Here is a 24,413-nt window from a genome sequence, read left to right on the forward strand (position 1 = left end):
GGGCCCTGGTCCGTTTCCTCCTGTCGCACGCTAGCCTCGGCCACCGACAACGGCGCGGGCTGGACGGCTGAGAGGTGCCATGAGCGGGCAGGACAGGACCGAGCGCGCGTACGACATCGTGCTCTTCGGGGCCACGGGGTTCGTCGGAAGGCTCACCGCGGAGTACCTCGCCGCGCACGCCCCCCAGGGACTGCGCTGGGCGATCGCGGCCCGCGACACCACGAAGCTGGACCGGCTGCGGGACCGTCTGGCGGCCATCGATCCCGCCTGCGCGGAGCTGCCCGTGCTGCGGGCCGATGTCACCGATCCGGCCTCCCTGCGGGAACTCGCGGAGCACGCGCGCGTGGTGGCCACGACCGTCGGCCCCTACGTGGAGTACGGCGAGGGCCTGGTCGCCGCCTGCGCGGACGCCGGCACCGACTACCTGGACCTCTGCGGAGAGCCCGAGTTCGTGGACCTCATGTACGTACGGCACGACGCACGCGCGCGTGAGACCGGCGCCCGGCTGGTCCACGCCGCCGGCTTCGACTCGGTCCCGCACGACCTGGGCGCCTATTTCACCGTGCGGCAGCTGCCCGAAGGGGTGCCGTTGACGGTGGACGGCTTCGTGCGGGTCGAGGCGATGTTCTCGGGCGGCACCTTCGCCTCCGCCCTCGGCCAGTTCGCTCGCGGACGGCACATGATCGCCGCCGCGCGCGACCGCAGGCGGCACGAGCCGCGCCTGGTCGGGCGCCGGGCGTACGCGCCTTCGGGCGCCCCGCGCTACGCGAAGGAACTCGGAGCGTGGGCGCTGCCGCTTCCGACCATCGACGCGCAGATCGTGCAGCGGTCCGCGCGGGCGCTGGAGCGGTACGGGCCCGACTTCCGTTACCGGCACTACGCGGCGGTCGAGACGCTGCCGTCGGCCGTGGGCGGGGTGGCCGGGGCCGGGGCGCTCTTCGTGGCGGCGCAGGTGCCGCCCGTGCGGCGCTGGCTGTCGGGGCGGTTCGCGCCGGGCGAGGGTCCTGGCGAGGAGAAGCGGGCCGCCAGCTGGTTCTCGGTGCGGTTCGTCGGTGAGGGCGGTGGGAAGAGGGTCTTCACCGAGGTGGCCGGCGGGGATCCCGGGTACGGGGACACCGCGAAGATGCTGGCCGAGTCCGCGATGTGTCTCGTCTTCGACGAGCTCCCTGTGACCTCGGGGCAGGTGACGACGGCTGTCGCCATGGGGGATGCGCTGATTCCGCGGCTGCGGCGGGCGGGGATCATGTTCCGGGTCGCCGCCACGCGGTGACGCTCCGCTGTCGGTGCGGTGCGGTGCGGTGTGGGCGGGGGCGGGGGCGGGGGCGGGGGCGGGGGCGGGGGCGGATGGATGGTGCGGCTCAGTCGGGGGCTGGGTGCGCCGTTCCCCGCGCCCCTAAAAAGCAAGCGTGGTCCGGGGCCGATGAATCGTGCGGCAGCGTCGGGGCTGGGTGCGCCGTTCCCCGCGCCCGCAAGAAGCGCGGGTCCTCGTGCCCTGAAGGCGAAGGTCTCTGAAGGCCGAGAAAGCAGGAGCAGTTGTGAGTTCTGCCATCGACGTGCTTGTCCTCGGGGGTGCCGGGGTCGACACCATCGTGTACGTGCCCGCGTTGCCGGTGCCCTGTGCCGACAGTCATATGGTGCCCGCGATCGAGGCGCGGGCCGGGCAGACCGGGGACTTCGTGGCGCTCGGGGTGCACGGACTGGGGCTGCGTACGCACCATCTCGACATGCTCGGCGCCGATCATCACGGTGATCTGGTCCGGGCCCTGCACCGCGACCGGGGCGTCCCGCTCACCGAGGTCCCCCAGCCGGCCGGCACCAAGCGTGCCGTGAACCTCGTGGGGCCGGACGGACGGCGGCTGTCGCTCTACGACAGCACGCGCGGACACGACGACGACCGGCTGCCCCCGGAGACCGTACGGGCCCTCGCCGCGGTGAGCCGCCACGTCCATGTCTCCATCACCCAGCCCTGCGCGCACGCCCTCCCCGTGCTGCGGGAGACGGGGGTGACCGTCTCGACCGACCTGCACAACTGGGACGGCACGCAGGCCTACCAGGAACAGTTCGCGTACGAGGCCGACATCGTCTTCCTGTCGACGGCTGCGCTGGCGGACCCCGAGAAGACCATGCGGCGGATCGCCGGGCGGGGCCGGGCCGAGGTGGTCGTCGCGACGGGCGGCGCCGAGGGCGCGTACCAGCTGCTCGACGGCGAGCTGACGCACATCCCGCCCGTCACACCGTCCGCGCCGGTCGTCGACTCGAACGGGGCCGGGGACGCCTTCGCGGCGGGCTATCTCTTCGGGCGGCTGACGGGTGAACCGCCCGAGCGGTGCGGGCTCTTCGGCGCGATCGCCGGGGCCTACGCCTGCACGGTGCCGGCCACGAGGGCCGATGTCATCGGGCGCGAGGAACTGCTCAGAACGGCCACTCCATGACCGTGTAGATCATCCCGGCTGTCCAGGCGACCCCGGCCAGGACCGCCAGGGCGAGCCCGGCCAGCACGGCACGCTCTACGGGCCGGCCGGGGCCTGCGGCGGGCTTGGGAGCACGGTGTGTCGTCATGCGGCCAAGCCTGCCGATCACGGCATGACCCCGGCATCCGTACGGATACTCAGAACAGGTACTCAGAAGCCGTACTCAGGACCCCGGTTCGAGCGCCCCGCGCAGGGGCCGGGGCCGCCGTGCGGGGCGCGTTCACGCCGTCGTCGCCTTCAACGCCCGGCGGCACAGCGCGTCCGAGTGCCGGGTCGTCTCCGGCAGGCGGAAGCGCGGCGCGAGGTGGAGGGTGTGGGCGCAGGCGGTCTCCGGCGTCACCCGGTGGCCGACCGAGACGAACACCGGCTTGACCCCCGCCTGGGTGCGCAGCGCCCGGCCGACCTCCTCCTCGCCCGCGAGCAGCGGGGACGAGGATCCGCGCGGGGTGCCCGGTTCCTCGTACGTGAACGTGAACGGGTTCTTGGCGACCCCGATCGTCGGGAGGCCGGTGAGGACGCCGAGGTGGCTGGCCAGGCCGAAGCGGCGGGGGTGGGCGAGACCGTAGCCGTCGCAGACCACCAGGCCCGGTGCGCACGGCAGTGCTTCGAGGGCGGCCAGCACGGCCGGGATCTCCCGGAAGGCGAGCAGGCCGGGAACGTACGGGAAGGGCACCCGGCCGACGGCCGTGGACTCGGCGACCACGTCGAGGGTCGCCGAGTCCAGCACCACGGCCGCGGCCACGACGACGTCGCGCTCGTCGTCGTAGGCCACGTCGACCCCGGTGACCCGGCCGGTTCCCGGCGGCGGGCCCGGCTCGTCGAGGACCACCCGCCCCCGCAACTCGTCCTGCACGGCCCGGGCCCGCTCCTCGGTGGTGGGCCAGCCCGCGGGGATGCGTACGGTCGTCGTCATCGTCATGGTGCCGTCGAGCCTAGACGGGGCCCCGGGAGCCCCGGCCCGCGCGTCAGCGTTCCAGCCGTGCCACCCGGCCCTTCTCGCCGGACGCCCAGCAGGCCAGGTCGGGGGTGCAGTCCACGGTGTCGTACGAGCCGGTGTCCAGCGTGCGCCAGGTGCGGCCGCCGTTCGTGGTGAGGTCGGTGCCGGTGGGGCCGACCGCTAGTGCGGAGGTGCGGCTGTGCGGGAGCCAGGTGACACCCGAACGGTAGGCCGGCGGCGGTGCGGCGGCCGTGGCCCAGGTGCGGCCGCCGTCGCCGCTGACCGCCGCCGCCTTCGGCGAGGCCTGGTCGGCGCGGTAGTCGCCGCCGACCGCGATGCCGTGCGTCCGGTCGCGGAAGGCGAGGGCGAAGACTCCGCGGGCCGGGTCGCCCGCCGGGATCGGGGTGTCGGTGGCCGTCCAGGTGCGGCCGCGGTCGGAGGAGTGCAGCACGCGCGCGCGTGCCGCCCCACCAGTGGCCAGCCACACGTCACGCGGACCCGAGCTGACCAGGCACTGCCCACTGGCCGCGAAGCCCGCCTCGCCCGCCTGGGCCGCGGGCATTCCCGCACTGGGCAGTACCTTCCAGGAGCGGCCGCCGTCGCCGGTCGACAGGATGCGGAACTTCCCGTCCACCGGGTCGCTCATCGCCAGGCCGTGGCGCTTGTCGAAGAAGGTCATGCAGTCGTAGAAGGCCTTGGCGTCGGTGTTGCGGAAGGACTCGGTCCAGGTCGCGCCGCCGTCCTCGGTCCGCAGGACCCTGGACGCCTCGCCCTCCCCGATGGCCAGCACCACGGCACGCCTGCCGTCGAAGGCCTCGACGTCGCGGAACTCCAGGTCCGCGGCCCCGGGTGGCGATACGTTCCGCCAGTTCGCTCCGCCGTCGGTGGTGCGCAGCACGGTGCCCTTGGAGCCGGCCAGCCAGGCGGTGTTCCGGCTGACGGCGGAGAGCCCGCGGAAGCGCGCGTCCGTTCCGCTGTCCTGGACCTCCCAGTGCGGCGGTTTCGCGCCGTTCGACCCGTGGTCGGCCGGTCCGTCCGCCTGCGCCGGCGCCGTGAGTGCGGCGGCGAGCGCCGCGCCGCACACCCCCACGGTCAACAGGCGCCCTGTGAATCCCTTGTTACTCGTGCGTCGCGTCTTGCCCAAGCCCCTCATGGCGGGCGAAGCTAGCCCACTCCGACGATCACGTCCAGATGCCCCCGGAGGCATCAGTGGTCACTCCGGAAATCAACGATCACTCCCGTGATTGAAGGCGGTGACGGAGGTCACTAGGACTTCATCCGTTTTCGCAGGCACGGATTGGCCGATTCCGACGTCCTTACAAGTGCCCGGCTCATCCGTCCGCAGTTCGTCCGCACGTCACAAGGGAGCAAGGCGTTGTCCACCGTTATCGAGCAGCCCGTAGAGGCCCGCCTCGTCGCCGCCGCGCCGCGGATGCCGAGCATTCCCGCGACGCTCAGCTACGACCCGCACGATCCCTTCGCCGTCCGCATGTCCTTCCCCGCCCCGTCCACGCTCGAAGGCGTGGAGGTGTGCTGGACCTTCGCCCGCGAGCTGCTCGCCTCGGGCCTGGAGGAGGAGGTCGGCCACGGCGACGTGCGCGTGCGGCCGTACGGATACGACCGCATCGTCCTGGAGTTCCACGCCCCGGAGGGCACCGCCGTGATCCACGTGCGCGCCGGCGAGCTGCGGCACTTCCTGCAGAGTTCGACGGAGCTGGTGCCCGTCGGTCTTGAGCACCTGCACCAGGATCTGGACCACGACCTCGCCGAACTGCTGCGCGACTCCTACTGACTTCCTGCCGAGTCCTGACGGCTGCTGAGCCCTGACGGCCCGGCAGACGCCTTTCGGCGGGCACTCCCGGTCGGCCCCTCCCTGCCGGCCGCCCGCGACTCGTACGTCCCCGTGTCCAGCAGCTCCCGCGCGGCACGGCGGACGAGAATGGGCGCTGCCCGCTCAGTGCCCCGGGACTCCCGGTGTCGCCATCGCCACGGCCACCGCCGACCGCACCTCCTGGACCGCCTGCCTCAGAGCCGGAGTCGCCGTTCCGCTGCGTTCGGTCAGGGCCCCGATCCTCGCGTCGTACAGCCGCCGCTCCCTGCCCGACACGAGCGTGCGCAGCTCGGCCGCGGCGGCGAGGGCGACGAGCGCCGCGTCCCGCTCGGACACCTCGTGGACGGGTACCGGGCCCTCAAGGATCTGCCGGGCCTCCGCGCGCAGCCTGTCCACGACGGCGACGCGGCCGATCTCGTACTCCACGGACGGGAAGACGCCGAGCACCCGTGTCTTCTCGGCACGCAGATATCCGTCCGCGGCGAGCTGCGCCTGTACGGCGTCCAGCGTGATGCGCGCCCGGAGGCTGACCCAGGTCTTCCACTTGTGCGGCCGGGACTCCTCGATGAGTTCCATGAGCCCGTCGAGAGCCGCGTCCCCGGTCCGGCCGTCCGGGGTCGTGGGCGTGGCCACGCCTTCCGCGTCGGCCAGCAGCCCGCGCTGCGCCAGCTCGGTGAGGGCACCGGCCCGGACCAGATGCGGGAGCTGGGAAGCGCTGGTGACCTTGAGTTTCGAGGTGTCCCAGGCCAGCAGACAGAGACGGGCGGGCAGCGAGAGCGGGCCGTTGGGCACGGAGTCTCCTTCGGGCGGTCGGGATCGGGATCAGAGGCGGGGGCGATTCAAGATCGCGATCAGGGTCGGGAGCACGTTAATTCGTTGACAGCCGCACAGCCCCCTCCTACGGTGTAAACGGTCCTGTTGTCGCCGAACGGAGAAGGACGTTGCTCGTCTGAGGTCACGAGACACCGCGTCACCCACGTATTCGTGTGTGCGCAGCGTGCGACCTCGGCTCCGAGCCGTCCCGCGGAACAGGGCTTTTCCCGTGTTCCGCGAATGCCCCGGAGGACTCCGTCCTTCCGGCCGTCGCCGCCTCCCGGTGTCTCGATACGTGTCGCCCTGACCGCATCCAGCACCGCGAGGCCTGTATGTCCAGTACCCCCACTTCCATCACCTGCACCTCCCTCTCCTTCTCCTGGCCCGACGGCACGCCCGTCTTCGAGGACCTCCAGGTGGCCTTCGGGCCCGGCAGAACCGGGCTCGTCGGCGTCAACGGATCAGGCAAGTCGACCCTGTTGAAGCTCGTCTCGGGAGAACTCGCGCCGGCCGACGGAACCGTCCGGGTCGCGGGCGAGGTCGGCCTGCTTCCGCAGAACGTCACCCTCGACACCGGGCTGCGGGTCGACGAGGTGCTCGACATCGCGGCGAAGCGCGCCGCGCTGCACGCCATCGAGTCGGGCGACGTGTCCGAGGCCCACTTCGACGCCGTGGGCGACGACTGGGACGTCGAGGAGCGCGCCGTGGCGACACTCGGCGAACTCGGCCTCGGCCACGTCGGGCTCGACCGCACCATCGGCGAGGTCTCGGGCGGCGAGTCGGTCCTGCTGCGCCTGGCCGCGCTGCTGCTGCGCCGGCCCGACGTCCTCCTCCTCGACGAGCCGACCAACAACCTCGACCTGTACGCGCGCCGACGGCTGTACGCGGCCGTCGAGGCCTACTCCGGGGTCATGATCGTGGTCAGCCACGACCGTGAACTCCTGGACCTGGTCGACCAGATCGCCGATCTGCGCTCCGGTGAGGTCACCTGGTACGGCGGCAACTACTCGGCGTACGAGGAGGCCCTCGCCACCGAGCAGGAGGCGGCCGAGCGCATGGTGCGTGCCGCCGAGTCGGATCTGAAGAAGCAGAAGCGCGAACTGGTCGACGCGCAGGTCAAACTGGCCCGCCGCAAGCGGTACGGCCAGAAGATGTTCGAGCAGAAACGCGAGCCCAAGATCGTGATGGGGGCGCGCAAACGCTCGGCCCAGGAGTCCGCGGGAAAGCACCGCATCATGCACGAGGAGAAGCTCGCCGAGGCCAAGGAGCGGCTCGACGACGCCGTGGACGCCGTGCGGGACGACGACGAGATCCGCGTCGACCTCCCGTACACGGCCGTGCCGCCGGGCCGTACCGTCCTCACGCTCCTGGACCTGGAGCTGGCGTACGGGGCGAGCGCGGGCTCGTTCGATCTGCGCGGGCCCGAGCGGGTCGCGCTGGTCGGGCGCAACGGCGCCGGCAAGACGACGTTGCTGCGGACGATCGCCGGGGAGCTGGCGCCCGTCTCCGGGGAGGCGCGGGCCCATGTGCCGCTGCGGTTCCTGCCCCAGCGTCTCGACGTCCTCGACGACGAGCTGACGGTCGCCGAGAACGTGGCCCGGTTCTCGCCGGGCGCCACCAACAACCGGGTCCGGGCGCGGCTGGCCCGCTTCCTGTTCCGGGGCGCCCGGGCCGACCAGCGGGCGGCGACGCTCTCCGGCGGCGAGCGCTTCCGGGCGGCACTTGCCGCGCTGATGCTCGCCGAGCCCGCACCGCAGCTGCTGATGCTCGACGAGCCGACGAACAACCTCGACATGGCGAGCGTGCGGCAGCTCACCACTGCCCTGGAGTCGTACGAAGGGGCGCTGATCGTGGCCAGTCACGACGTGCCGTTCCTGGAGTCGATCGGGATCACACGGTGGCTGCTGCTGGAAGGGGAGCTGACGGAGACGACGTCCGAGGCGGTGGCGCAGCCCCGCTGAGGGGCGCGGGGGCTGTTGCGCGGTCGGTGTGGGCTGCATGATGTGCGGGGACACACCCTGCCGAGACGGAGTCCGTACGTGCCCAGCCAGAAGGCCCTCATCCGCCGTCCCAGCCCCCGCCTGGCCGAAGGTCTCGTCACGCACCTGGAACGCACGCCGGTCGACATCGACCTGGCGGCCGAACAGTGGGAGGCGTACGCCTCGGCGCTGCGTACGCACGGCTGGGAGACCGTCGAGGCGGAGCCCGCCGACGACTGCCCGGACTCCGTGTTCGTGGAGGACGCGGTGGTCGTCTTCCGCAACGTGGCGCTGATCGGCCGCCCGGGAGCGGAGTCCCGGCGCGGCGAGACCGCCGGTGTCGAGGAGGCGGTGGCGCGGCTCGGCTGCTCGGTGAACTGGGTGTGGGAGCCGGGCACGCTGGACGGCGGCGACGTCCTGAAGGTCGGCGACACGGTCTACGTGGGCCAGGGCGGACGCACCAACGGAGCCGGCATCCAGCAGCTGCGGGCCACCTTCGAGCCGCTCGGCGCCCGTGTCGTCGCCGTACCGGTGAGCAAGGTGCTGCACCTGAAGTCGGCCGTCACCGCGCTGCCGGACGGCACGATCGTCGGGTACGAGCCGCTGGTGGACTCCCCGTCGCTGTTCCCGCGCTTCCTGGCGGTACCGGAGGAGTCCGGCTCGCACGTCGTCCTGCTGGGCGGCGGGAAGCTGCTGATGGCGGCGAGCGCGCCCAAGACCGCCGACCTGTTCGCCGGACTCGGCCACGAACCCGTCCTCGTCGACATCAGCGAGTTCGAGAAGCTCGAAGGCTGTGTGACGTGCCTCTCGGTCCGGCTGCGGGAGCTGTACGCCTGAGAACCCGCAGGGCCGCTCGTACGGCCCCGGGACCTGCGCATCCGCCGGACGGGTGGCCTCCGGATGCCTACGGAACCGATCTTCACAGAGATCGTTGCTGATCAGGGCTCTTTACGGCGCGCTTAACCTACGGCATCGTAACCTACGGATACGTAGCCTACGATGCCGTAGGTTGTGTGAACGCTCAGCATTTTCGTCCCCCCTGGAGCCCCCGTGACGATCACTTCTCCCCATCTCGGCAGCCCGTCCTCCGACTGGACCGACGCCCGGCTGCTGTTCGCACTGGAAGAAGTGGTGGAGACCGAACTCAACCGTCATCTGAAGGTCGCCAAGGACTGGATGCCGCACGAGTACGTGCCCTGGTCCGACGGTCGCAACTTCCCCGGAATCTTCGAGGACGGCGAGGCCTGGGGCAAGGAACAGTCCAAGGTCACCGAGCTCGGCCGGATCGCGCTGGTCGTGAACCTCCTGACCGAGGACAACCTGCCCAGCTACCACCACGAAATCGCTTCTCTCTTCGGCCGCGACGGCGCCTGGGGCACCTGGGTGCACCGCTGGACCGCCGAGGAGGGCCGCCACGGCATCGTGATGCGCGACTACCTGCTCGCGTCGCGCGCCGTGGACCCGGACCAGCTCGAAGCCTTCCGCATGATGCACATGAGCGAGGGCTTCGAGTCGGACAACCGCCACTCGATGCTGCACTCCGTGGCGTACGTCGCCTTCCAGGAGCTCGCCACGCGTGTCTCGCACCGCAACACCGGACACCAGTCGGGCGACCCCGTCTGCGACCGGATGCTGGCGCGCATCGCGACCGACGAGAACCTGCACATGGTCTTCTACCGCAACCTCCTCAAGGCCGCGTTCGAGCTCGCCCCCGACCTGACGATGCAGGCCGTGCGGGACGTCATCGTCCAGTTCCGGATGCCCGGACACGGCATGCCCGGCTTCGAGCGCGCCGCCGCGCAGATGGCCATCGGCGAGGTCTACAACATGCGCATCCACCACGACGACGTGCTGATGCCGATCCTGCGCCACCTCAAGATCCTGCAGATCGACGGGCTCGGCCCCGAGGGTCTCAAGGCGCAGGAGGAGCTCGGCATGTACATGGGCGGCCTGGACTCCGAGGCCGCCAAGTTCGACGAGAAGCTCGCGATCCGCAAGGCCCGCATGGCGGCCCGCGCCGCCGCCGTGTGACCTGCCGCCCCGGCGCGTGCGCCGGGGCCGGGGCCACCTCTCACTCGTACGCCGTCACCTGGGCCAGCGCCGCATCGCGGACGTCGGCCACCGGGTGGCGGCGCAGTGCTCTCAGCTGCGCCCGCCACGGCGGCCCCCAGTCCGTACGGGTGCCGAGTGCGCCGGTGACGGCCGTGGCGAGCAGTCCCTCGCCGTGACCGCCGTGAGCGGTGAGCCGCCGGGCGGCGCCGAGGAGGGTCTCGGCGCCGCCCTCGTGCGTCCCGCGGCGCAGCCGGTCGGCGAGGGCCGAGGCGGTCCCGGCCGCGAGCGCCGGCCGCCCGTCCGTCAGCGCGGCGAGGCGGGCCAGCGCCTCGACCACCTGCTCGGACTCCGCCTCGAGGTCGAGATGGGTCACCGTGATCGCGGCGGCCTGCGGCACGAACGCGTCGTACCGCGCCAGCAGCTCGGCGGCTCCGAGGGCCGCCGCCCGAACGGTCCCGGCGTCCGTTGCGGCCTGCCGCGCCAGACGGGCCACTAGGTGGTCGACGCGCTGCCGGGCGGGCCGGTCCCGACGGGGCTCGGCGTCGGCGAGACCTTCGACGGCCGGCCTCTCCTCCCCCTCCTGTTCGGCCTCTGCCGCCGTCTCGGCCTCCGCCAGCGCGCGGAGGGCCTCCCGTACTCCGGCGGCTCCCCGGTCCGAGCCCGCCGCCGCGGCCACCAGACCGTGGGCGGCGGCCCGCCAGCTCGTGCGGTTCGACAGGTCCGCCGAGGCGGCGGCCAGGACGGTGTGCGCGTCGGGGCACCAGGGCGCCCACCGGGCCAGGGCGTCATGGGCGAGGACAGCCGTCGGCGGGTCGTCGGTCGTGGACACGTCGCGGACGAGCCGGGCGTACCGCTCGCGGTGGCGTTCCGGCAGGTCGAGGGGCGTGACACGCAGTACGGCGGCGCGCAGCACGGGTTCGGCCCCGGCGGCGTCATGCAGCAGCGTCCACACGGGTTCCTCGGCGAGCAGCGAGCCCGCGAAGGCGACACAGGCGGCACGGACGTCGAGGTGGGTGCCCGGCCGCCGGTACACCTCGGCGAGAAGGCGGGCGGCCACCGGGGCCGGGAGCCGGACCGCGGCGAGGCGGGCGGCCTCCTTGCGGCTGGTCACCTTGGCGCCCGGCGCGGTCAGCACGTCACGCAGCAGGTCGGCGAGCAGGGAGGGCGCCACGTGCCGGGACGCCCGTGCGGCCGCGTACACGGCGACGCGGGCGTGATCGTCGCCGGCGTGCGCGAGCAGTTCGGGGAGCGCGTCACCGGGCCGGTCGGTGTGGGCGAGCGCGCCGAGCGCGGCCTCCGCGAGCACCGTGTTCCGCGAGCCGGTCCAGTGCCGCGCGAGTTCGGCACCCCGGCCCGGTACACGCGCCGCCTGTTCGACGGCGGCGGCCCTGGCATACGCCGGCAGCCCCGCGTCGGCGGCCGACTCGGCCAACCGCCGCACCACGGCCGCCTGTTGACGCGGCAGCCAGCGTCGTACGTCCTGGTCCACGGGTACGGTCCACGCGCTGCCCCTGGTGAGGAAGCGCCCGTACGGCGGGGTGTCCGCCAGGAGTACGTCGAGGAGGTCGGTACGGCGGCGGGTGATCACGGCCAGGACGGGCCACAGCGCGCCTGCCGAGGGGTCGAGGGCGAGGACGCGCGCGGCTCTTTCGTCCCGGGTGGCGGGTGGTTCCAGCCACAGCTCGACGGCGGAGCGCACGGTCGTGTCGTTCCCGAACCGGACGGCCTGCCACAGGAGTTCCTGGAGGTCGGTCATCGCGGCGGCGCGCCGCCCCACGGATCGGGCCAGCGCGAAGGCGAGGCCGTAGTCGGCCTTCTCCGCCCCGGCCTCGATCCATGGCCGCAACGCCTCGTACACCTGGTGTTCCTGTCCCCGGCGCAGTGTCGCGTCGAGTCGGCCGAGGTCGGCGCCACCGGTGTTGCCGGAGATCCGCACGAGGGTGCGCAGGGACCAGTTGACCAACTCCCGTGAGCCGCCCGCGGCATGCTCCCGGAGTACGGAGACGGCGAGCTCGCCGAGGTTGCGCCGGGTCCCCGGTGAGGAGTCCCGGGCTTCGACGGCGTCGACGGCGATCCTGTCGAGGTGCGGCTCGGCCTCCTCGGTGAGCAGGGCGGGCGGGATCCGGGACAACGCCCACAGGGCGGGCTGCCGCACCGGGTCCTGCTCGTTGCGCAGCCGCGCGGACTCCTCCAGTACGGAGAGGACGGCCGCGGTGTCGCCGGAGCGGGCGGCGTTGCCGATGAGCAACGGCCAGGCCCGGGCGCGGTCTTCGGCGGCGGGCCGACGCGTCGCCTCGACGAGCCGCTCGCGCACCTGGGCGACCGGCAGACAGGACTCGGCGAGCAGGACGGCGTCCCAGGCCGCACCGCTCTCGCGTGCCGCGGCGGCCATCCCTCGCGCCTCCTCCGCGACGCGACTGCGCGGCAGGGCATCGAGCATGGCGGCATCGACGGTGGCGCCCCGCGGGCCCCGGCCGGCCATCACGTCGGTGTAGAAGGCGTGGCGGCGAGCGGGTGGCAGCGCCGCCAGCAGGACGGGGAGATCACCGTCAGCGGCCAACGCGGCGCCGAGCGCGACGAGTTCACCGCCGTCCGATGGACGCGATCCACTCGATTCGCGCGATCTCTCCGCTCGCCCTGCCGCCTCCGGCCGTGCCAGTTTGCGCAGCAGCGAGCGGCTGAGCACGGCGCCGACCGAGGGGGTGTCGCCGGTGAGGAGCAGCCGGAGCACCCGTTCCGGCGCGACGGCCGCGAACGCGCCCAGCTGAGAGTGGAGTTGGTGCGGGAGGCTCACGGGTGCGAAGCGCTCGACCAGCTCCAGCGCACGCAGCGGCTCGACGGGCACGGTGACCGTCACGGCTCGCGCGTACCGTCGCCACCAGACCTCGCGCAGCGACGAAGGCAGGGCGCCCAACTCGCTCTCCACCGCGTCCAGCAGGGCGCCCGTGTGCCGTCTGCCGAGCGACGTCCAGCCCCGTACGGCGTGGAAGAGCGGGGGCAGCAGCCGGGCCACCGTCCCGGGCGAGCACCCCGGCAGCAGACGCGCCGCCTCCGCGTCGTCCCATGCGTCGCGCAGCGGCCCGACGAGCCGGTCGGCCAGCGCGGTGCGCCGCCCCGCGACCACGGCACACAGCAGGTCGCGGCGGATCGCCTCGGGGGCGTCGGCGAGCGCCGACTCGTAGGCGGAGTCGGGCACATGGAGGCTGTCGGCCACTCGCAGCGCGTGTCCGCGCACGAAGGAGTCCGGATCGGCGAGCCGTGCGCCGATCCACTCCGCGTCCCGGCTGACGGCCGCCGCCACGACGGCGAGCCCCCGCCCGTAGTGCCCGCGCGTCTCCAGCTCCTCCAGCAGCGGACGCGCTTCCGTCACCTCCCGTACTCTCGCGGCGAGTTCACGCATGCGCAGGGGGTACGGCAGCGGATCGAGGGCGTTGAGCAGGCTCTCGGCCTGCTGCCGCGGGGTGTGGACCATGCGGTGGATTGTGCCTGCCGGAAGCCGTGACGCGCGCCGAAGCGGGCAATCGTGCCGAAGCCGGAAACGGCGACGGCAGCGGCCACGGCCATGGCGACGAGGCGACGGTCTCAGTGCTGGGCGCGTCGGAGGCTGAGCCGCTCCTTCTCGGAGAGGCCGCCCCAGACGCCGAAGCGTTCGTCGTGGTTCAGCGCGTATTCGAGGCACGCGGAGCGCATCTCGCACAGTCCGCAGATCTGCTTCGCCTCACGGACCGAGCTGCCCGGCTCGGGAAAGAAGAAGTCGGAGCCGGTCTGGGCGCACAGTGCCTGTTCCTGCCAGGAGAGGTCGGGCGCGGCGGCGGTGTCATTGTGCATGCCCGGATCGTGTCGCGTATCGAAAAACGTTCGATCAACGCCGGATCAACGGGCGCCCGCCCGACGCCGCCCCGGACCACGGGACCGACGCCGAACGCGAGGTCCGGGGGCGTGCCAGGACCCGATGATGCACCCGCCGACAGCCAAGAGCACAGCGGCGCGCGGCAGGATCACGACGGATTCGCGGGACCGGCGGGAGGGCGTGAGGTCGCCGCCCACGCTGGGCCCTCCGCCCACGCTGGGGCGTGAGCGGGCGCGCGCCCGCTCACGCCCCAGCGGCGCCCGGTCACCTCGGCGGCCTCCTACCCCGCGCACCCCGCCGAGCCCGCGGCAGCGGCCCGCGCCCGGCGGCGGTTGTCAGTGGGCGGTGCAAGACTCGGCAGTGCAGACCACGGGACCCCTCAGAGGAGGGCAACATGCTCACCACCCGTTTCGTAGCCGGCGCCCCGAACTGGATCGATCTCGGCACCCCCGACATCGACGGCGCCACGTCCTTCTACCACGGTCTCTTCGGCTGGGACTTCCGGTCGGCGGGACCCGATTCCGGCGGTTACGGCTTCTTCCAGGCGGCCGGGAGGACCGCGGCGGGCGCTATGCAGACCACCCCCGAGCAGGGCCCGCCGTCATGGACCGTCTACTTCCAGAGCGCGGACGCCGACGCCACGGCCAAGGCCGTCGAGCAGGCCGCGGGCAGCGTGCTGCTGCCGCCCGACGACATCATGGACAAGGGCTGCATGGCCATCCTCGCCGACAGGGCGGGCGTCTCCTTCGGCATCTGGCAGCCCGCCGCGCTCCGGGGCCTCGACGTGGCCGGCGAGCCGGGCTCCCTGTGCTGGATCGAGCTCTACACGCCGGACATCGCGGCGGCGGCGGCGTTCTACAACCGTGTACTGGGCCTGGAGACCTCGGCCATGCCGTTCCCCGGCGGCACCTACACCTGCGTCAACCCCTCGGAGGGCGGCGAGGACGCCATGTTCGGCGGTGTCGTCCCACTGGCCGACGACCCGACGGAGCAGGAGGCGGGAGCGTACTGGCTGCCCTACTTCGAGGTCACGGACACGGACGCAGTGGTCGCCAAGGCCCAGGAACTGGGCGGCAGGGTCCGGATGCCCGCCACGTCCATGGAGGGCGTGGGCCGGATGGCCAAACTCTCCGACCCGTACGGGGCACGCTTCGCGGTGATCAGGAGCGAGCCGGCAGGGGGCTGACGGCCGGCACGGGGGCCGGTTGCCACCTCTGCCGACCGGCCGACACCGGACACGGGCGGTAACCGGCCGATGACCGCCCGCCCGACCACCTGACCACCCGATCGCCCGATCGCCCGATCGCAGCAGCGCCCGCCGCACCGGCCGTCAACTTCTGAAGGCACGAAGTTTTCGAGAGCGCTCTCAGTCATAACCCTTGACGCTTCAACTCCCCCTGGGAACAGTGGTGCCCCGCGGAGGACCGATGCCCCATACATCGGCCCCCTGCCGTTTCCCCCCACGTCTCAGGAGCCACCGTGATCTCACGCAGGACCTTTCTGACCGGAACCGCGGCCGTCACCGCCGCCGTCGGCTACCCCGTCTGGGGGAGCGCTCTCAGCCCGACGGCCGAGGCCGCCCCCGCGACCTGTGAACTCGCCCTCAAGAACGCCTCGTTGCCCGGTACGGTCCGCGCGTACGTCACCGGTCACGAGCAGTCGACGGGCAACTGGGTACTGCTGCGCGCGGACGGCAGCGTCTACCGGCCCACCTCCCCGTCGGCACCCCAGACCCCGCTGCCCGTCGACTGCGCCATCCCCCTCGGCGCCGCCGGCTCTGCCGCCAAGGTCCTGACGCTGCCTCAGATGTACGGCGCCCGGGTCTACTTCGTACGCGACAGCACGCTCGACTTCTTCCTCAACCCGGGGCCCTCGCTGGTCGAGCCCGCGTTCGCCACGCCCGCCGACGCGAACTACGGCAAGACGTGGTCGTTCTGCGAATTCACCTTCAACACCGAACAGTTGTACGCCAACATCAGCTACGTCGACCTGGTCACCGCGCTGCCCATCGGTCTGACCCTGGAGGGCGACGCCACGCACACGGTGGCCCCGCTGCCCGACGGTGCCGTCGACCGGATCGCGGCGGACCTCACGGCACAGGCCGCCAAGGACGGCCAGCCCTGGGACAAGCTGGTGACCCGGGGCAGCGACGGCTCCGTACTGCGGGTGGTCTCCCCGCAGAACCTGATGGCCCCGTACTTCGACCGGCCCGCCGAGATGCCGTTCCGCGACCTCTGGACCAGCTACATCGACCAGGTCTGGGACAAGTACCGTTCCACCGACCTGGGGATCGACCTCCAGGGCGGCCGGGGCGTGCTCACCGGCCGGGTCAGCGGGGACACGCTGACCTTCGCCGGTGGTCACACCTTCGGCAAGCCCACGTCGAAGGACATCTTCACCTGCAATCACGGGCCGTTCGCCAACAACCCGGGCGACTCCGACGACAAGAAGGCCATCCTCGCCCGCCTCGCCGCCGGCTTCAACCGCTCGATCATGCTCACCCACCCGACCCAGCCGAACGGGACGACCACGTCCGACTACTACACGGGCGCGGTCACCAACCACTGGGCGCGCGTCGTGCACGCCAACTCCCCCATCGGCTACGCCTTCCCCTACGACGACGTACGCCCCGACGGCCAGCCCGACGTATCGGGCGCGGCCCACGACGGCAACCCCCGCCGCTTCACGGTGACGGTGGGCGCGTAATCCCGAGCCCTGGGCGGGGCACCTTTGAGGGCCTGCCCCGCCCAGGGCGCCCCCGCCAGGGGCGCGGGGAACTGCGCGACCAGCCACGACGTACGTGCACCTGTCGACCGGCCCGCCTTCCGGGGGCGCGGGGAACTGCGCAACCTTCAGACCGACAGAGCCCCATCTGCAAAGCCCCGCCAGGCCATGGCACCCAAGGGGCGCGGGGAACGGCGCGACAAGCCCCCACCAACCCGCACCCAACCACCAAGCCCCCAGCGGAGCGCCTACGCCGAGACCCGCCGAACCAACGTCGTAGGCAACACAACACTGGCCGGCGCCCCCGCCAACCCCTCCGCGCCCCCCGCGGGAGCCCCCCGTTCCAGCCCCCGCAACAGCAACCGCGCCATCAGCCGCCCCATCTCCTCGATGTCCTGGCGAACCGTCGTGAGCGGCGGGTCGGCCTGCTCGGTGAACGGCAGCATGTCGTCGAAGCCGACCACCGCGACATCCTCGGGCACCCGCCGCCCCCGCTCCCGCAGCACGCGCATCGCGCCGACCGCCGTGAGGTCGTTGGCGGCGAACACCGCGTCCACGTCGGGGCAGCGGTCGAGAAGTTCCCGCATGGCCCGCTCGCCGCCACCCGGGGTGAAGTCGCTCTCCACGATCAGCCTCGGATCGGTGTCCACCATGACGTCACGGAACCCGTCGAGCCGGTCGGCCGCCGAGGTCTGGTCGAGGGGGCCGGTGATGTGGGCGACGCGCGTGCGTCCGAGCCCGACGAGGTGCTGGACGGCCTCGCGGGCGCCGCCCCTGTTGTCGCAGTCGACGTAGACCACGCCGCGTGACCCGTCGCTCCAGCCAGGGCGCCCCCCGTACACGGTCGGCACTCCGCGGATCAGGCCCGGCAGCGGGTCGTCGAGGTGCAGCGAGAAGACGAGCGCGCCGTCGACATGGCCGCCGGCGAGATAGCGCGCCACGCGGGCATGGTCGTCGCGTCCCTCCGTGAGCAGCAGGACGAGCTGCGAGTCGTGGGCGGTCAGCTCCTTGCTGATGCCCCGGAGCTGAAGGGCGAAGAAGGGGTCCGCGAAGACCCTGGTCTCCGGTTCGGCGATGACCACGGCGACCGCGTCGTGCCGTCGGGTGACGAGGCTGCGGGCGGCCTGGTTCGGGACGTAGCCGAGCTCCTCGACGGCGCGCCTGACCCGCTCTACCAGGGGTTCGCGTACGCCCTCGCCGCCGTTGACGACACGCGACACGGTGGCCCGGGAGACTCCGGCCCGGGCGGCCACGGCCTCCAGTGTCGGGCGTGGCTCTGTCGACTGCTCGGTCACCTCGGGGCTCCTCATGGCGGCGGTTGCCGCTCAGGATAGCCCTGGTTCAACGCTTCGTTGAGAGCGCTCCCCGATCGTGAAGCCGCTGGCTGTGGGACGTGCGCCGGAGTGGGCGTGGGTGCGCTTGCCCGGCGGGGCTTTACGGGGGAGGCCCTGTCGGTCTGCACGTTGCGCAATTCCCCGCGCCCCCAAAAAAGGCAGCCCGGCCGTCGAGTGGGGGCGTGCCGCTCCCCGCGCCCCTGAGGTGCCCTTGCCGGGCAGCGCCGAAGAGGTGCAGCCCCGCCGGTCCGAAGGTCGCGCAGTTCCCCGCATCCCCAAAAAGGCAGGCAGGCCGTCGAGTGAGGGCGTGCCGCTCCCCGCGCCCCCCTTTGCTGCTCGGCGCGGAGCGCTCAGTGCTCGTGGGGCTCGTAGCCCGGGATCGTGCCGTCCGTCTTCTTCACCAGGAACAGGCCCGCCATTCCCATGTCCGAGTGGCTCTGGACGTGGCAGTGGTACATCCACGCGCCCGCGCCGACGCCCTCGCCCGCGATGACCTGGAAGCCGAACGAGTCCGCGGGGCCCACGATCAGGTTGTCGACCACCCGGCTGGGGTCGTCGGGGCCGGTCAGCAGACCCGTGCGGTTGTCCGCCCAGCGGTGACCGTGCACATGGAACGTGTGGTAGTACTCGCCGTGCGTGATCGAGACGAACTCGACCCGATCCCCCACCGTGGCCTCGAAGTTGGGGCTGTCGTGCCCCGGCCTGTTGTTGATCGTCATGTCGTTGAAGACGATGGTGTGGGTCTTGTCCGGGAGGATGTCACCCTGTCGACGGACGATCACCGGCCCGTACAGGCCCTTGCGGATGCCGGTCGTGCCGTGTTCGGTGCCGACGACGTGGTCGTGGTAGTGCCAGTAGCCCGCGCTGCCCGCCCGCCAGGTGCCGTCCTTGCGGCGGCCGGGCGCGTGGGTGCGCCAGGTGTACGTCCGGGTGTCGCCCGGCTCGACATGGGACTTGCTCAGTTTCGTGCCGTCGCTGGACACCTCGTAGTCCAGGCCGTGGACGTGCAGGCTCGCCGCCACGTCCAGCGTGTTCTCGACCTCGATGTACGCGGTGTCGCCCTCGTTGAGCTCGATCAGCGGGCCGGGTATCGAGGCCGCGCCCTTCTCGAACCCGTAGCCCAGCTGACCGTCGGCGAGCTTCTCGATGTAGAGCTTGAAGCGCCTGACCTCGCCGCCCGCGGGGGCGGTCCGGAGCGCGGTGCTCGCGCTGTCGGCGGAGGTCGCGTCCTTCGCGGCGACGAGCGACAACGATGTCGCGACCGTGGCGACGGCGGCCCCGCCCAACATCATCCGACGACTGAAGCCCCGCCTGTCCATCGCGTTCGTGGTGGTCGCGACCGTGGTCACGTCTGTGGTGGCCGCATCCGTCGCGCCTTCATCCGTGGTGGCCATGTCGTCCGTGGTGCCCATGCCGAACTCTCCCAACCTGCAACGCGGTCAACGGAATTGACGGATCTGACGGCGGATCTGTTGGCGGATCTGACGGAACCGAGTGACAGAGACGAACTGGGGAGACGGTAGTGGCATCGCCTTCGTTTATCCACACTCAGGACAAAGTTTGTGCGATCCCGGTCATACCTATTGGCGAGTTCCGCGAAAAGGTCTAGCTTCCATGGCGCTGTTGCTGTGACCGAGGAGGATGGGGTGACCACATGCGGCCCACACCGCATCAAACGCCACTGACCGTACGGAAGTTGGGCAGAGCAAGACGCAGAGGCTGGGCAGCCGCGCTGGCCGCCGGAGTCGTCGCCGCCGGTGTCCTCTCGGGGCCGGCCGCGAGCGCGCGCCCGGCGCCCGAACCGCTGACAACGATGTCGATCAAGTCGCCGCCCGGCGGCGCCGACGTGAAGGTGCTGATCTTCCACGGGTCCGCGGCCGGCGGCGAGGAGTCGCCCGTCGTCAACGCCGGTATCGAGGCGATCGAGGACATCGGCCAGTCCGGCCCCACGGCCGGGCGTTTCGCCGTGACGGCCACGGACGACGCCTCGGTCTTCACGGACGAGACGAAACTCGGTCTCTACAACGCCGTCGTCTTCCTGACCGGCGGCGGAGACGTCCTCGACCCGGAGCAGGAGGCCGGTCTGGAGTCGTACATGGAGGCCGGCGGCGGCTTCCTCGGCATCCATGACGCGGCCCGTGCCGAGCCGTACTCGGACTGGTTCAGCGGACTCGTCGGCGCCCGTCCGGCAGCCGGCAGCCCGACCAACGTACAGCGGGCCACCGTCGAGGTCGGCGACCGCCGGCATCCGGCCACCAAGGATCTCCCGCTCCAGTGGAAGCGCCCCGACCAGTGGCTGAACTGGGCCAAGAACCCGTCCGGCGACGTGCACACCGTGGCCCGCGTCCGAGAGTCGACGTACACGCCGGGCACCGGTGCGAACGGCGCCGACCACCCGGTCTCCTGGTGCCGTGACTACGACGGCGGCCGGTCCTTCTACACCGGTATGGGCGGTACGGAGTCGTCGTACGACGAGACGGAGTTCCGGTCCCATCTGCGCGGGGCGCTCGCCTGGACGAGCCGGATCTCGCAGGCCGACTGCAAGGCCACGATCAACGCCAACTACAAGGCGGAGCGGCTGACCCAGCCCAACCAGCCCGGCCAGAACGACCAGATCGGTGAGCCGCACGGCCTGGTCACCGCACCTGACGGCCGGGTGTTCTACATCGGCCGCGGCGGCGCCGACTCCTCGCAGCCGGTCATCACGGACTGGAACAACCCGGACGTCGGCAAGGGCAAGGGCGAGATCCACGTCTACGACCCGAAGACCAAGAAGGTCACGCTGGCCGGCACGCTCAACGTCTTCGGCAACAAGGGCGGCGGCGACGAGCTGATCAAGGTCGAAGAGGGCCTGCTCGGGATTGAGTTGGACCCCCGGTTCGAGGACAACGGCTGGGTGTACCTGCACTACACGCCGCACTCCCGGATCGACCGCGACAAGCGGATGGCCGAGCGCTACGTCTCCCGCTTCACGTACAACTCGGCGACCAGCAGGCTGGATCTGAACAGCGAGAAGGTCCTGCTGAAGTGGCCGGTGCAGATCCACAGCTGCTGCCACGCGGGCGGCGGCCTGGCCTGGGACTCCAAGGGCAACCTGTACATCGCCACGGGTGACAACAACTCCAGTGGCTTCAGCGACGGTTACTCGGGCAACAACCCGCAGCCGAACTACAAGGGCGTCTCCTTCGCCGACGCGCGCCGCACGGCGGGCAACACCAACAACCTGAACGGCAAGATCCTGCGCATCCACCCGGAGCAGGACGGCACGTACACCCTGCCCGAGGGAAACCTCTTCACGGGCAAGGAGACCGCCGAGGGCGGCGGCAAGACGCGTGGCGAGATCTATGTGATGGGCGTCCGCAACCCGGCGCGCATCTCCATCGACAAGAAGACCGACACGCTGTACGCGGGCTGGGTCGGCCCCGACGCCGGGTCGCCGTCGACGACCTGGGGTCCGGCGAAGTACGACACGTTCGCCGCGATCACCAAGCCGGGCAACCACGGCTGGCCGTACTGCATGGGCAACAAGCAGCCCTACCGGGACCGCAATCTGCCCGATCCGACGAAGCCGCTCGGCTGGTACAACTGCGACGCCCCGAAGAACGAGTCGCCCAACAACGACGGTCTCGTCAACCTTCCGCCGGTCACCTCGAACACCATCTGGTACTCGCCCCAGGGCGGCGGCCCGGACTTCCCGCGTGACGCCAACGGCATCCCGTCGTACAAGACGGCGGAGCAGAAGTTCCTTCTGCCCTGGCTGAAGGGCGGCGGCCAGGCGGCCATGGACGGGCCCGTCTACCGGTACGACGCGAACCTGGCGAACGCCGCCAAGTGGCCCTCGTACTGGGACGGCAAGTGGTTCGTGGGCGACTTCTACGACGCCGACCAGCCGCGCCACGCCGTGCTCCTCGACCCGAAGACGGCCGGGCAGGGCGGCATTCCGGTGCACGCCGAGTCCCTGAAGAAGATCATTCCCATCGGCAACGACGGCATCAAGAACCTCATGGACTGGAAGTTCGGCCCGGACGGCACGCTGTACGTCCTCGACTACGGCCGTGGCTTCTTCACATCGGACTCCAAGTCCGCGCTGTGGCAGGTGACGTACAAGGGCGGCGGCCCCACTCCCGCCGCCGATCAGCTGGTCAGGGAGGCGCAGTGACGAGCGTGACGAACATCCGCAGGCGAAGAACTGGACGGCTGTGGACGGCGCTGCTCGCGTCGCTGCTCATGGTGCTGGGGCTCGCCTCCACCTCGGCGTCCGGCCAGACCGACAACACCCCGTCCAAGGCGGCCGCCGCGGCGCAGACGCTCACCTGGACGGCCGGTGACGACATCACCAAGTACGCGTCCGCGCCCGCCACGGCGGTCGCGGGCCCGACGACGATCGTCTTCGAGAACAGCGAGGCGACCGGCAACACCATGGGCATGCCGCACACGTTGACGTTCGACGTGTCCGACCCGGAGTACCAGAACGACGTACCGCTGAACATCCTGGCCAACCCGAACGACGACCAGGGCGGCCGGCACACGGCCGAGGTGACCCTCACGCCGGGCCGGTACCGGTACTTCTGCACCATCCCCGGCCACGGCCAGATGCAGGGCATCCTCGTGGTCACCGAGGGCACCGGCGAGGACACCACGGCGCCGGAGACCGCGGCCGAGGTCACCGGCACGAAGAACGCGGACGGCGCGTACGTCGGTTCGGCGACCGTGGCGCTCAGTGCGACGGACACCGGCGGCTCGGGCGTGGAGCGCATCGAGTACGCGATCGGTGACGCGGGCGCCTGGCAGCCGTACACCACGCCCGTGGTGATCGACCAGGTCGGCGCCCAGAAGGTCCGCTACCGGGCGATCGACAAGGCAGGCAACACGGCCGCGGAGAAGGCCGAGGAGTTCACGGTGGTGGCCCCGCCGACGGACGACACGACCACGCCGGACACCTCGGCGACGGTGACCGGTGAGAAGAACGCGCAGGGTGAGTACGTCTCCATGGCGACCGTCACGGTGACGGCCTCCGACACCGGTTCCGGCGTCAACACCATCGAGTACGCGCTCGGTGACTCCGGCGCCTGGCAGGCGTACACCGCTCCGGTGATGGTCCACGAGGTGGGCGCGCACAAGGTGCGGTTCCGCGCGACCGACAAGGCGGGCAACGTGGCCGCCGAGAAGTCCGTGTCGTTCACCGTCGTCGCGCCGCCGGTGGAGGACACCACTCCCCCGGTGACCGGTGTGAGCGTCGAGGGCACGAAGAACTCGGCCGGCGCGTACATCAACACCGCCAAGGTGACGGTCACCGCGACCGACGCGCACGGCGGCTCGGGGGTGGACAGGATCGAGTACTCGCTCGACAGCGGCCCCTACCTCGCGTACACCGCTCCCGTGGTGGTCGACCGCGTGGGCGCGCACACGGTGGCGTACCGGGCGAGCGACAAGGCGGGCAACACCTCGGCCGCCCGGACGGTGAGCTTCACGATCGCCCCGGGTGGTGGCGTTCCCGCGCCCAACTGTGCCGAGTACGACGAGCGGTTGACGGTCATCGTCGGCACGGTCGACTCGGGTGTGCCGAACCGGATCACCAACAGCCGGTGCCGCATCAACGAGTTGATCGAGGACGAGAAGGAGTGGACGTCCCACGCGCTGTTCCTCAAGCACGTGACGACGGTCCTCAAGACCCTCCTCAAGGACGGCGTCATCGTCCAGCGCGAGTACGACCTGATCAGCGAGGCGGCCGACGAGTCGGGCATCGGTGATCCCGGGCAGACCGAGGGCTACCGGACGATCATGGACGGTACGCAGGACACCTTCGGCAAGTGGCAGCACGTGGGCGGCGGTTCGTTCGGCCTGAACGGCGACGGCTCCATCACGTCGGGCACGTCGAGGGACGGACTCGGCATGCTGTGGTTCCCCGAGCGCAAGTACGGGGACTTCTCGCTGAAGCTCCAGTGGCGTGACGACGCGCCGGGCACGGGCAACGCCAACTCCGGTGTGTTCGTGCGGTTCCCGCAGGTCCACAACCACCCGGAGGAGTCCCGGCCGGAGTGGGTCGCCATCAAGTACGGGCACGAGATCCAGGAGTTCGACAGCCCCACCGGCGACATGTACAAGACCGGTTCGGTCTACGGCTTCGACCGGGTGGGCCTGGCCGGTGCCGGTGTCACCCAGAAGGGCACCTGGAACGACTACGAGATCCGCGTGGTGGACCAGCACTACTCGATCTACCGCAACGGCGTGCTGATCAACGAGTTCGACAACATCAGTGGTCAGGACTTCACCCCGCCGCGCTCGGACGACCCGGGCACGGACGGGCGGCGGTTCTCCTCCGGCTACATCGGGCTCCAGGTGCACGGCACGACGGACGTGGTGTCGTACCGGGACGTCCGGATCAAGGAGCTGTGATACCGGGCTAGTCGCCCCGTCACGGC

The 24,413-nt window shown here is 71.4% G+C and carries 18 protein-coding genes; 10 read left to right on the plus strand and 8 right to left on the minus strand.

The window, feature by feature from the left end; genetic code table 11:
- Positions 1–79 precede the first annotated feature (79 nt).
- Together OHS59_RS08670 and OHS59_RS08675 are read left to right on the plus strand one after the other, a co-directional pair.
- Positions 80–1,270, plus strand: a complete 1,191-nt coding sequence (locus OHS59_RS08670; protein WP_328492794.1) for a saccharopine dehydrogenase family protein — start codon at positions 80–82, stop codon at positions 1,268–1,270.
- A gap of 265 nt (positions 1,271–1,535) precedes the next feature.
- Entirely contained in the window at positions 1,536–2,432 is an 897-nt protein-coding gene (locus tag OHS59_RS08675; RefSeq protein WP_328492795.1) for an adenosine kinase, read from the plus strand.
- On the opposite strand, the gene mmpA is transcribed toward OHS59_RS08675, so the two are convergent.
- From mmpA to OHS59_RS08690, 3 genes are all read right to left on the minus strand, one after another.
- Positions 2,413–2,559 carry a morphogenic membrane protein MmpA gene (gene mmpA / locus OHS59_RS08680; protein WP_328492796.1) on the minus strand — a complete coding sequence of 49 codons (147 nt, stop codon included), beginning with the start codon at positions 2,557–2,559 and terminating at the stop codon, positions 2,413–2,415. The genes OHS59_RS08675 and mmpA overlap by 20 nt on opposite strands.
- Before the next feature lie 132 nt (positions 2,560–2,691).
- Complete coding sequence (locus OHS59_RS08685) at positions 2,692–3,390, minus strand: endonuclease V (protein ID WP_328492797.1); 699 nt, start codon at positions 3,388–3,390, stop codon at positions 2,692–2,694.
- A gap of 46 nt (positions 3,391–3,436) precedes the next feature.
- A complete protein-coding gene (locus OHS59_RS08690; protein WP_443061406.1) occupies positions 3,437–4,504 on the minus strand; it encodes a WD40/YVTN/BNR-like repeat-containing protein in 1,068 nt (355 codons plus the stop codon).
- A 279-nt stretch (positions 4,505–4,783) separates the two neighbouring features.
- On the opposite strand from OHS59_RS08690, the gene OHS59_RS08695 reads away from it, so the two are divergent.
- Positions 4,784–5,200 (plus strand): SsgA family sporulation/cell division regulator, encoded by a 417-nt coding sequence (locus OHS59_RS08695; protein WP_328492799.1) that lies wholly within the window; start codon positions 4,784–4,786, stop codon positions 5,198–5,200.
- 162 nt (positions 5,201–5,362) lie between these two features.
- Here OHS59_RS08695 and OHS59_RS08700 read toward each other — a convergent pair whose 3' ends face one another.
- Entirely contained in the window at positions 5,363–6,031 is a 669-nt protein-coding gene (locus OHS59_RS08700; RefSeq protein WP_328492800.1) for a GOLPH3/VPS74 family protein, read from the minus strand.
- Positions 6,032–6,384: 353 nt separating this feature from the next.
- Between OHS59_RS08700 and OHS59_RS08705 the strand changes: the two genes are divergently transcribed.
- From OHS59_RS08705 to OHS59_RS08715, 3 genes are all read left to right on the plus strand, one after another.
- Positions 6,385–8,013 carry an ABC-F family ATP-binding cassette domain-containing protein gene (locus OHS59_RS08705; protein ID WP_328492801.1) on the plus strand — a complete coding sequence of 543 codons (1,629 nt, stop codon included), beginning with the start codon at positions 6,385–6,387 and terminating at the stop codon, positions 8,011–8,013.
- A gap of 78 nt (positions 8,014–8,091) precedes the next feature.
- The gene (gene ddaH / locus OHS59_RS08710) at positions 8,092–8,868 is read left to right on the plus strand and encodes a dimethylargininase (RefSeq protein WP_328492802.1); all 777 of its coding nucleotides are present in this window, start codon (positions 8,092–8,094) and stop codon (positions 8,866–8,868) included.
- 213 nt (positions 8,869–9,081) lie between these two features.
- Entirely contained in the window at positions 9,082–10,062 is a 981-nt protein-coding gene (locus OHS59_RS08715; protein ID WP_328492803.1) for an acyl-ACP desaturase, read from the plus strand.
- A gap of 40 nt (positions 10,063–10,102) precedes the next feature.
- Here OHS59_RS08715 and OHS59_RS08720 read toward each other — a convergent pair whose 3' ends face one another.
- Both OHS59_RS08720 and OHS59_RS08725 read right to left on the minus strand, forming a co-directional pair.
- Positions 10,103–13,555, minus strand: coding sequence for a hypothetical protein (locus tag OHS59_RS08720; RefSeq protein ID WP_328492804.1), 3,453 nt, complete (start codon positions 13,553–13,555; stop codon positions 10,103–10,105).
- 110 nt (positions 13,556–13,665) lie between these two features.
- Positions 13,666–13,911: a WhiB family transcriptional regulator gene (locus tag OHS59_RS08725; RefSeq protein ID WP_328492805.1), complete on the minus strand. Its 246-nt coding sequence runs from the start codon at positions 13,909–13,911 to the stop codon at positions 13,666–13,668.
- 416 nt (positions 13,912–14,327) lie between these two features.
- Here OHS59_RS08725 and OHS59_RS08730 point away from each other — a divergent pair, with 416 nt between their 5' ends.
- Together OHS59_RS08730 and OHS59_RS08735 are read left to right on the plus strand one after the other, a co-directional pair.
- Positions 14,328–15,119, plus strand: a complete 792-nt coding sequence (locus OHS59_RS08730) for a VOC family protein (RefSeq protein WP_328492806.1) — start codon at positions 14,328–14,330, stop codon at positions 15,117–15,119.
- Between the two features lie 293 nt (positions 15,120–15,412).
- On the plus strand, positions 15,413–16,639 hold the full coding sequence (locus OHS59_RS08735) for a glycoside hydrolase family 64 protein (protein ID WP_328492807.1): 1,227 nt from the start codon (positions 15,413–15,415) through the stop codon (positions 16,637–16,639).
- 266 nt (positions 16,640–16,905) lie between these two features.
- On the opposite strand, the gene OHS59_RS08740 is transcribed toward OHS59_RS08735, so the two are convergent.
- A complete protein-coding gene (locus OHS59_RS08740; protein ID WP_443061407.1) occupies positions 16,906–17,967 on the minus strand; it encodes a LacI family DNA-binding transcriptional regulator in 1,062 nt (353 codons plus the stop codon).
- A gap of 374 nt (positions 17,968–18,341) precedes the next feature.
- On the minus strand, positions 18,342–19,310 hold the full coding sequence (locus OHS59_RS08745) for a multicopper oxidase domain-containing protein (protein WP_328499128.1): 969 nt from the start codon (positions 19,308–19,310) through the stop codon (positions 18,342–18,344).
- A gap of 335 nt (positions 19,311–19,645) precedes the next feature.
- Here OHS59_RS08745 and OHS59_RS08750 point away from each other — a divergent pair, with 335 nt between their 5' ends.
- Positions 19,646–22,150, plus strand: a complete 2,505-nt coding sequence (locus OHS59_RS08750) for a ThuA domain-containing protein (RefSeq protein ID WP_443061408.1) — start codon at positions 19,646–19,648, stop codon at positions 22,148–22,150.
- 38 nt (positions 22,151–22,188) lie between these two features.
- Positions 22,189–24,387 (plus strand): OmpL47-type beta-barrel domain-containing protein, encoded by a 2,199-nt coding sequence (locus OHS59_RS08755; RefSeq protein WP_328499130.1) that lies wholly within the window; start codon positions 22,189–22,191, stop codon positions 24,385–24,387.
- Positions 24,388–24,413: the final 26 nt, after the last annotated feature.

This window comes from Streptomyces sp. NBC_00414 (genome assembly GCF_036038375.1).
Classification (GTDB): Bacteria; Actinomycetota; Actinomycetes; order Streptomycetales; family Streptomycetaceae; genus Streptomyces.

What these genes read in the sequence shown, in the direction of transcription:
- OHS59_RS08720 (WP_328492804.1), bottom strand. Translation starts at nt 13,555, where the DNA reads ATGGTCCACACCCCGCGGCAGCAGGCCGAGAGCCTGCTCAACGCCCTC.
- OHS59_RS08670 (WP_328492794.1), top strand. Translation starts at nt 80, where the DNA reads ATGAGCGGGCAGGACAGGACCGAGCGCGCGTACGACATCGTGCTCTTC.
- OHS59_RS08725 (WP_328492805.1), bottom strand. Translation starts at nt 13,911, where the DNA reads ATGCACAATGACACCGCCGCCGCGCCCGACCTCTCCTGGCAGGAACAG.
- OHS59_RS08740 (WP_443061407.1), bottom strand. Translation starts at nt 17,967, where the DNA reads ATGAGGAGCCCCGAGGTGACCGAGCAGTCGACAGAGCCACGCCCGACA.
- OHS59_RS08745 (WP_328499128.1), bottom strand. Translation starts at nt 19,310, where the DNA reads ATGGACAGGCGGGGCTTCAGTCGTCGGATGATGTTGGGCGGGGCCGCC.
- OHS59_RS08705 (WP_328492801.1), top strand. Translation starts at nt 6,385, where the DNA reads ATGTCCAGTACCCCCACTTCCATCACCTGCACCTCCCTCTCCTTCTCC.
- OHS59_RS08730 (WP_328492806.1), top strand. Translation starts at nt 14,328, where the DNA reads ATGCTCACCACCCGTTTCGTAGCCGGCGCCCCGAACTGGATCGATCTC.
- OHS59_RS08750 (WP_443061408.1), top strand. Translation starts at nt 19,646, where the DNA reads ATGCGGCCCACACCGCATCAAACGCCACTGACCGTACGGAAGTTGGGC.
- OHS59_RS08685 (WP_328492797.1), bottom strand. Translation starts at nt 3,390, where the DNA reads ATGACGATGACGACGACCGTACGCATCCCCGCGGGCTGGCCCACCACC.
- mmpA (WP_328492796.1), bottom strand. Translation starts at nt 2,559, where the DNA reads ATGACGACACACCGTGCTCCCAAGCCCGCCGCAGGCCCCGGCCGGCCC.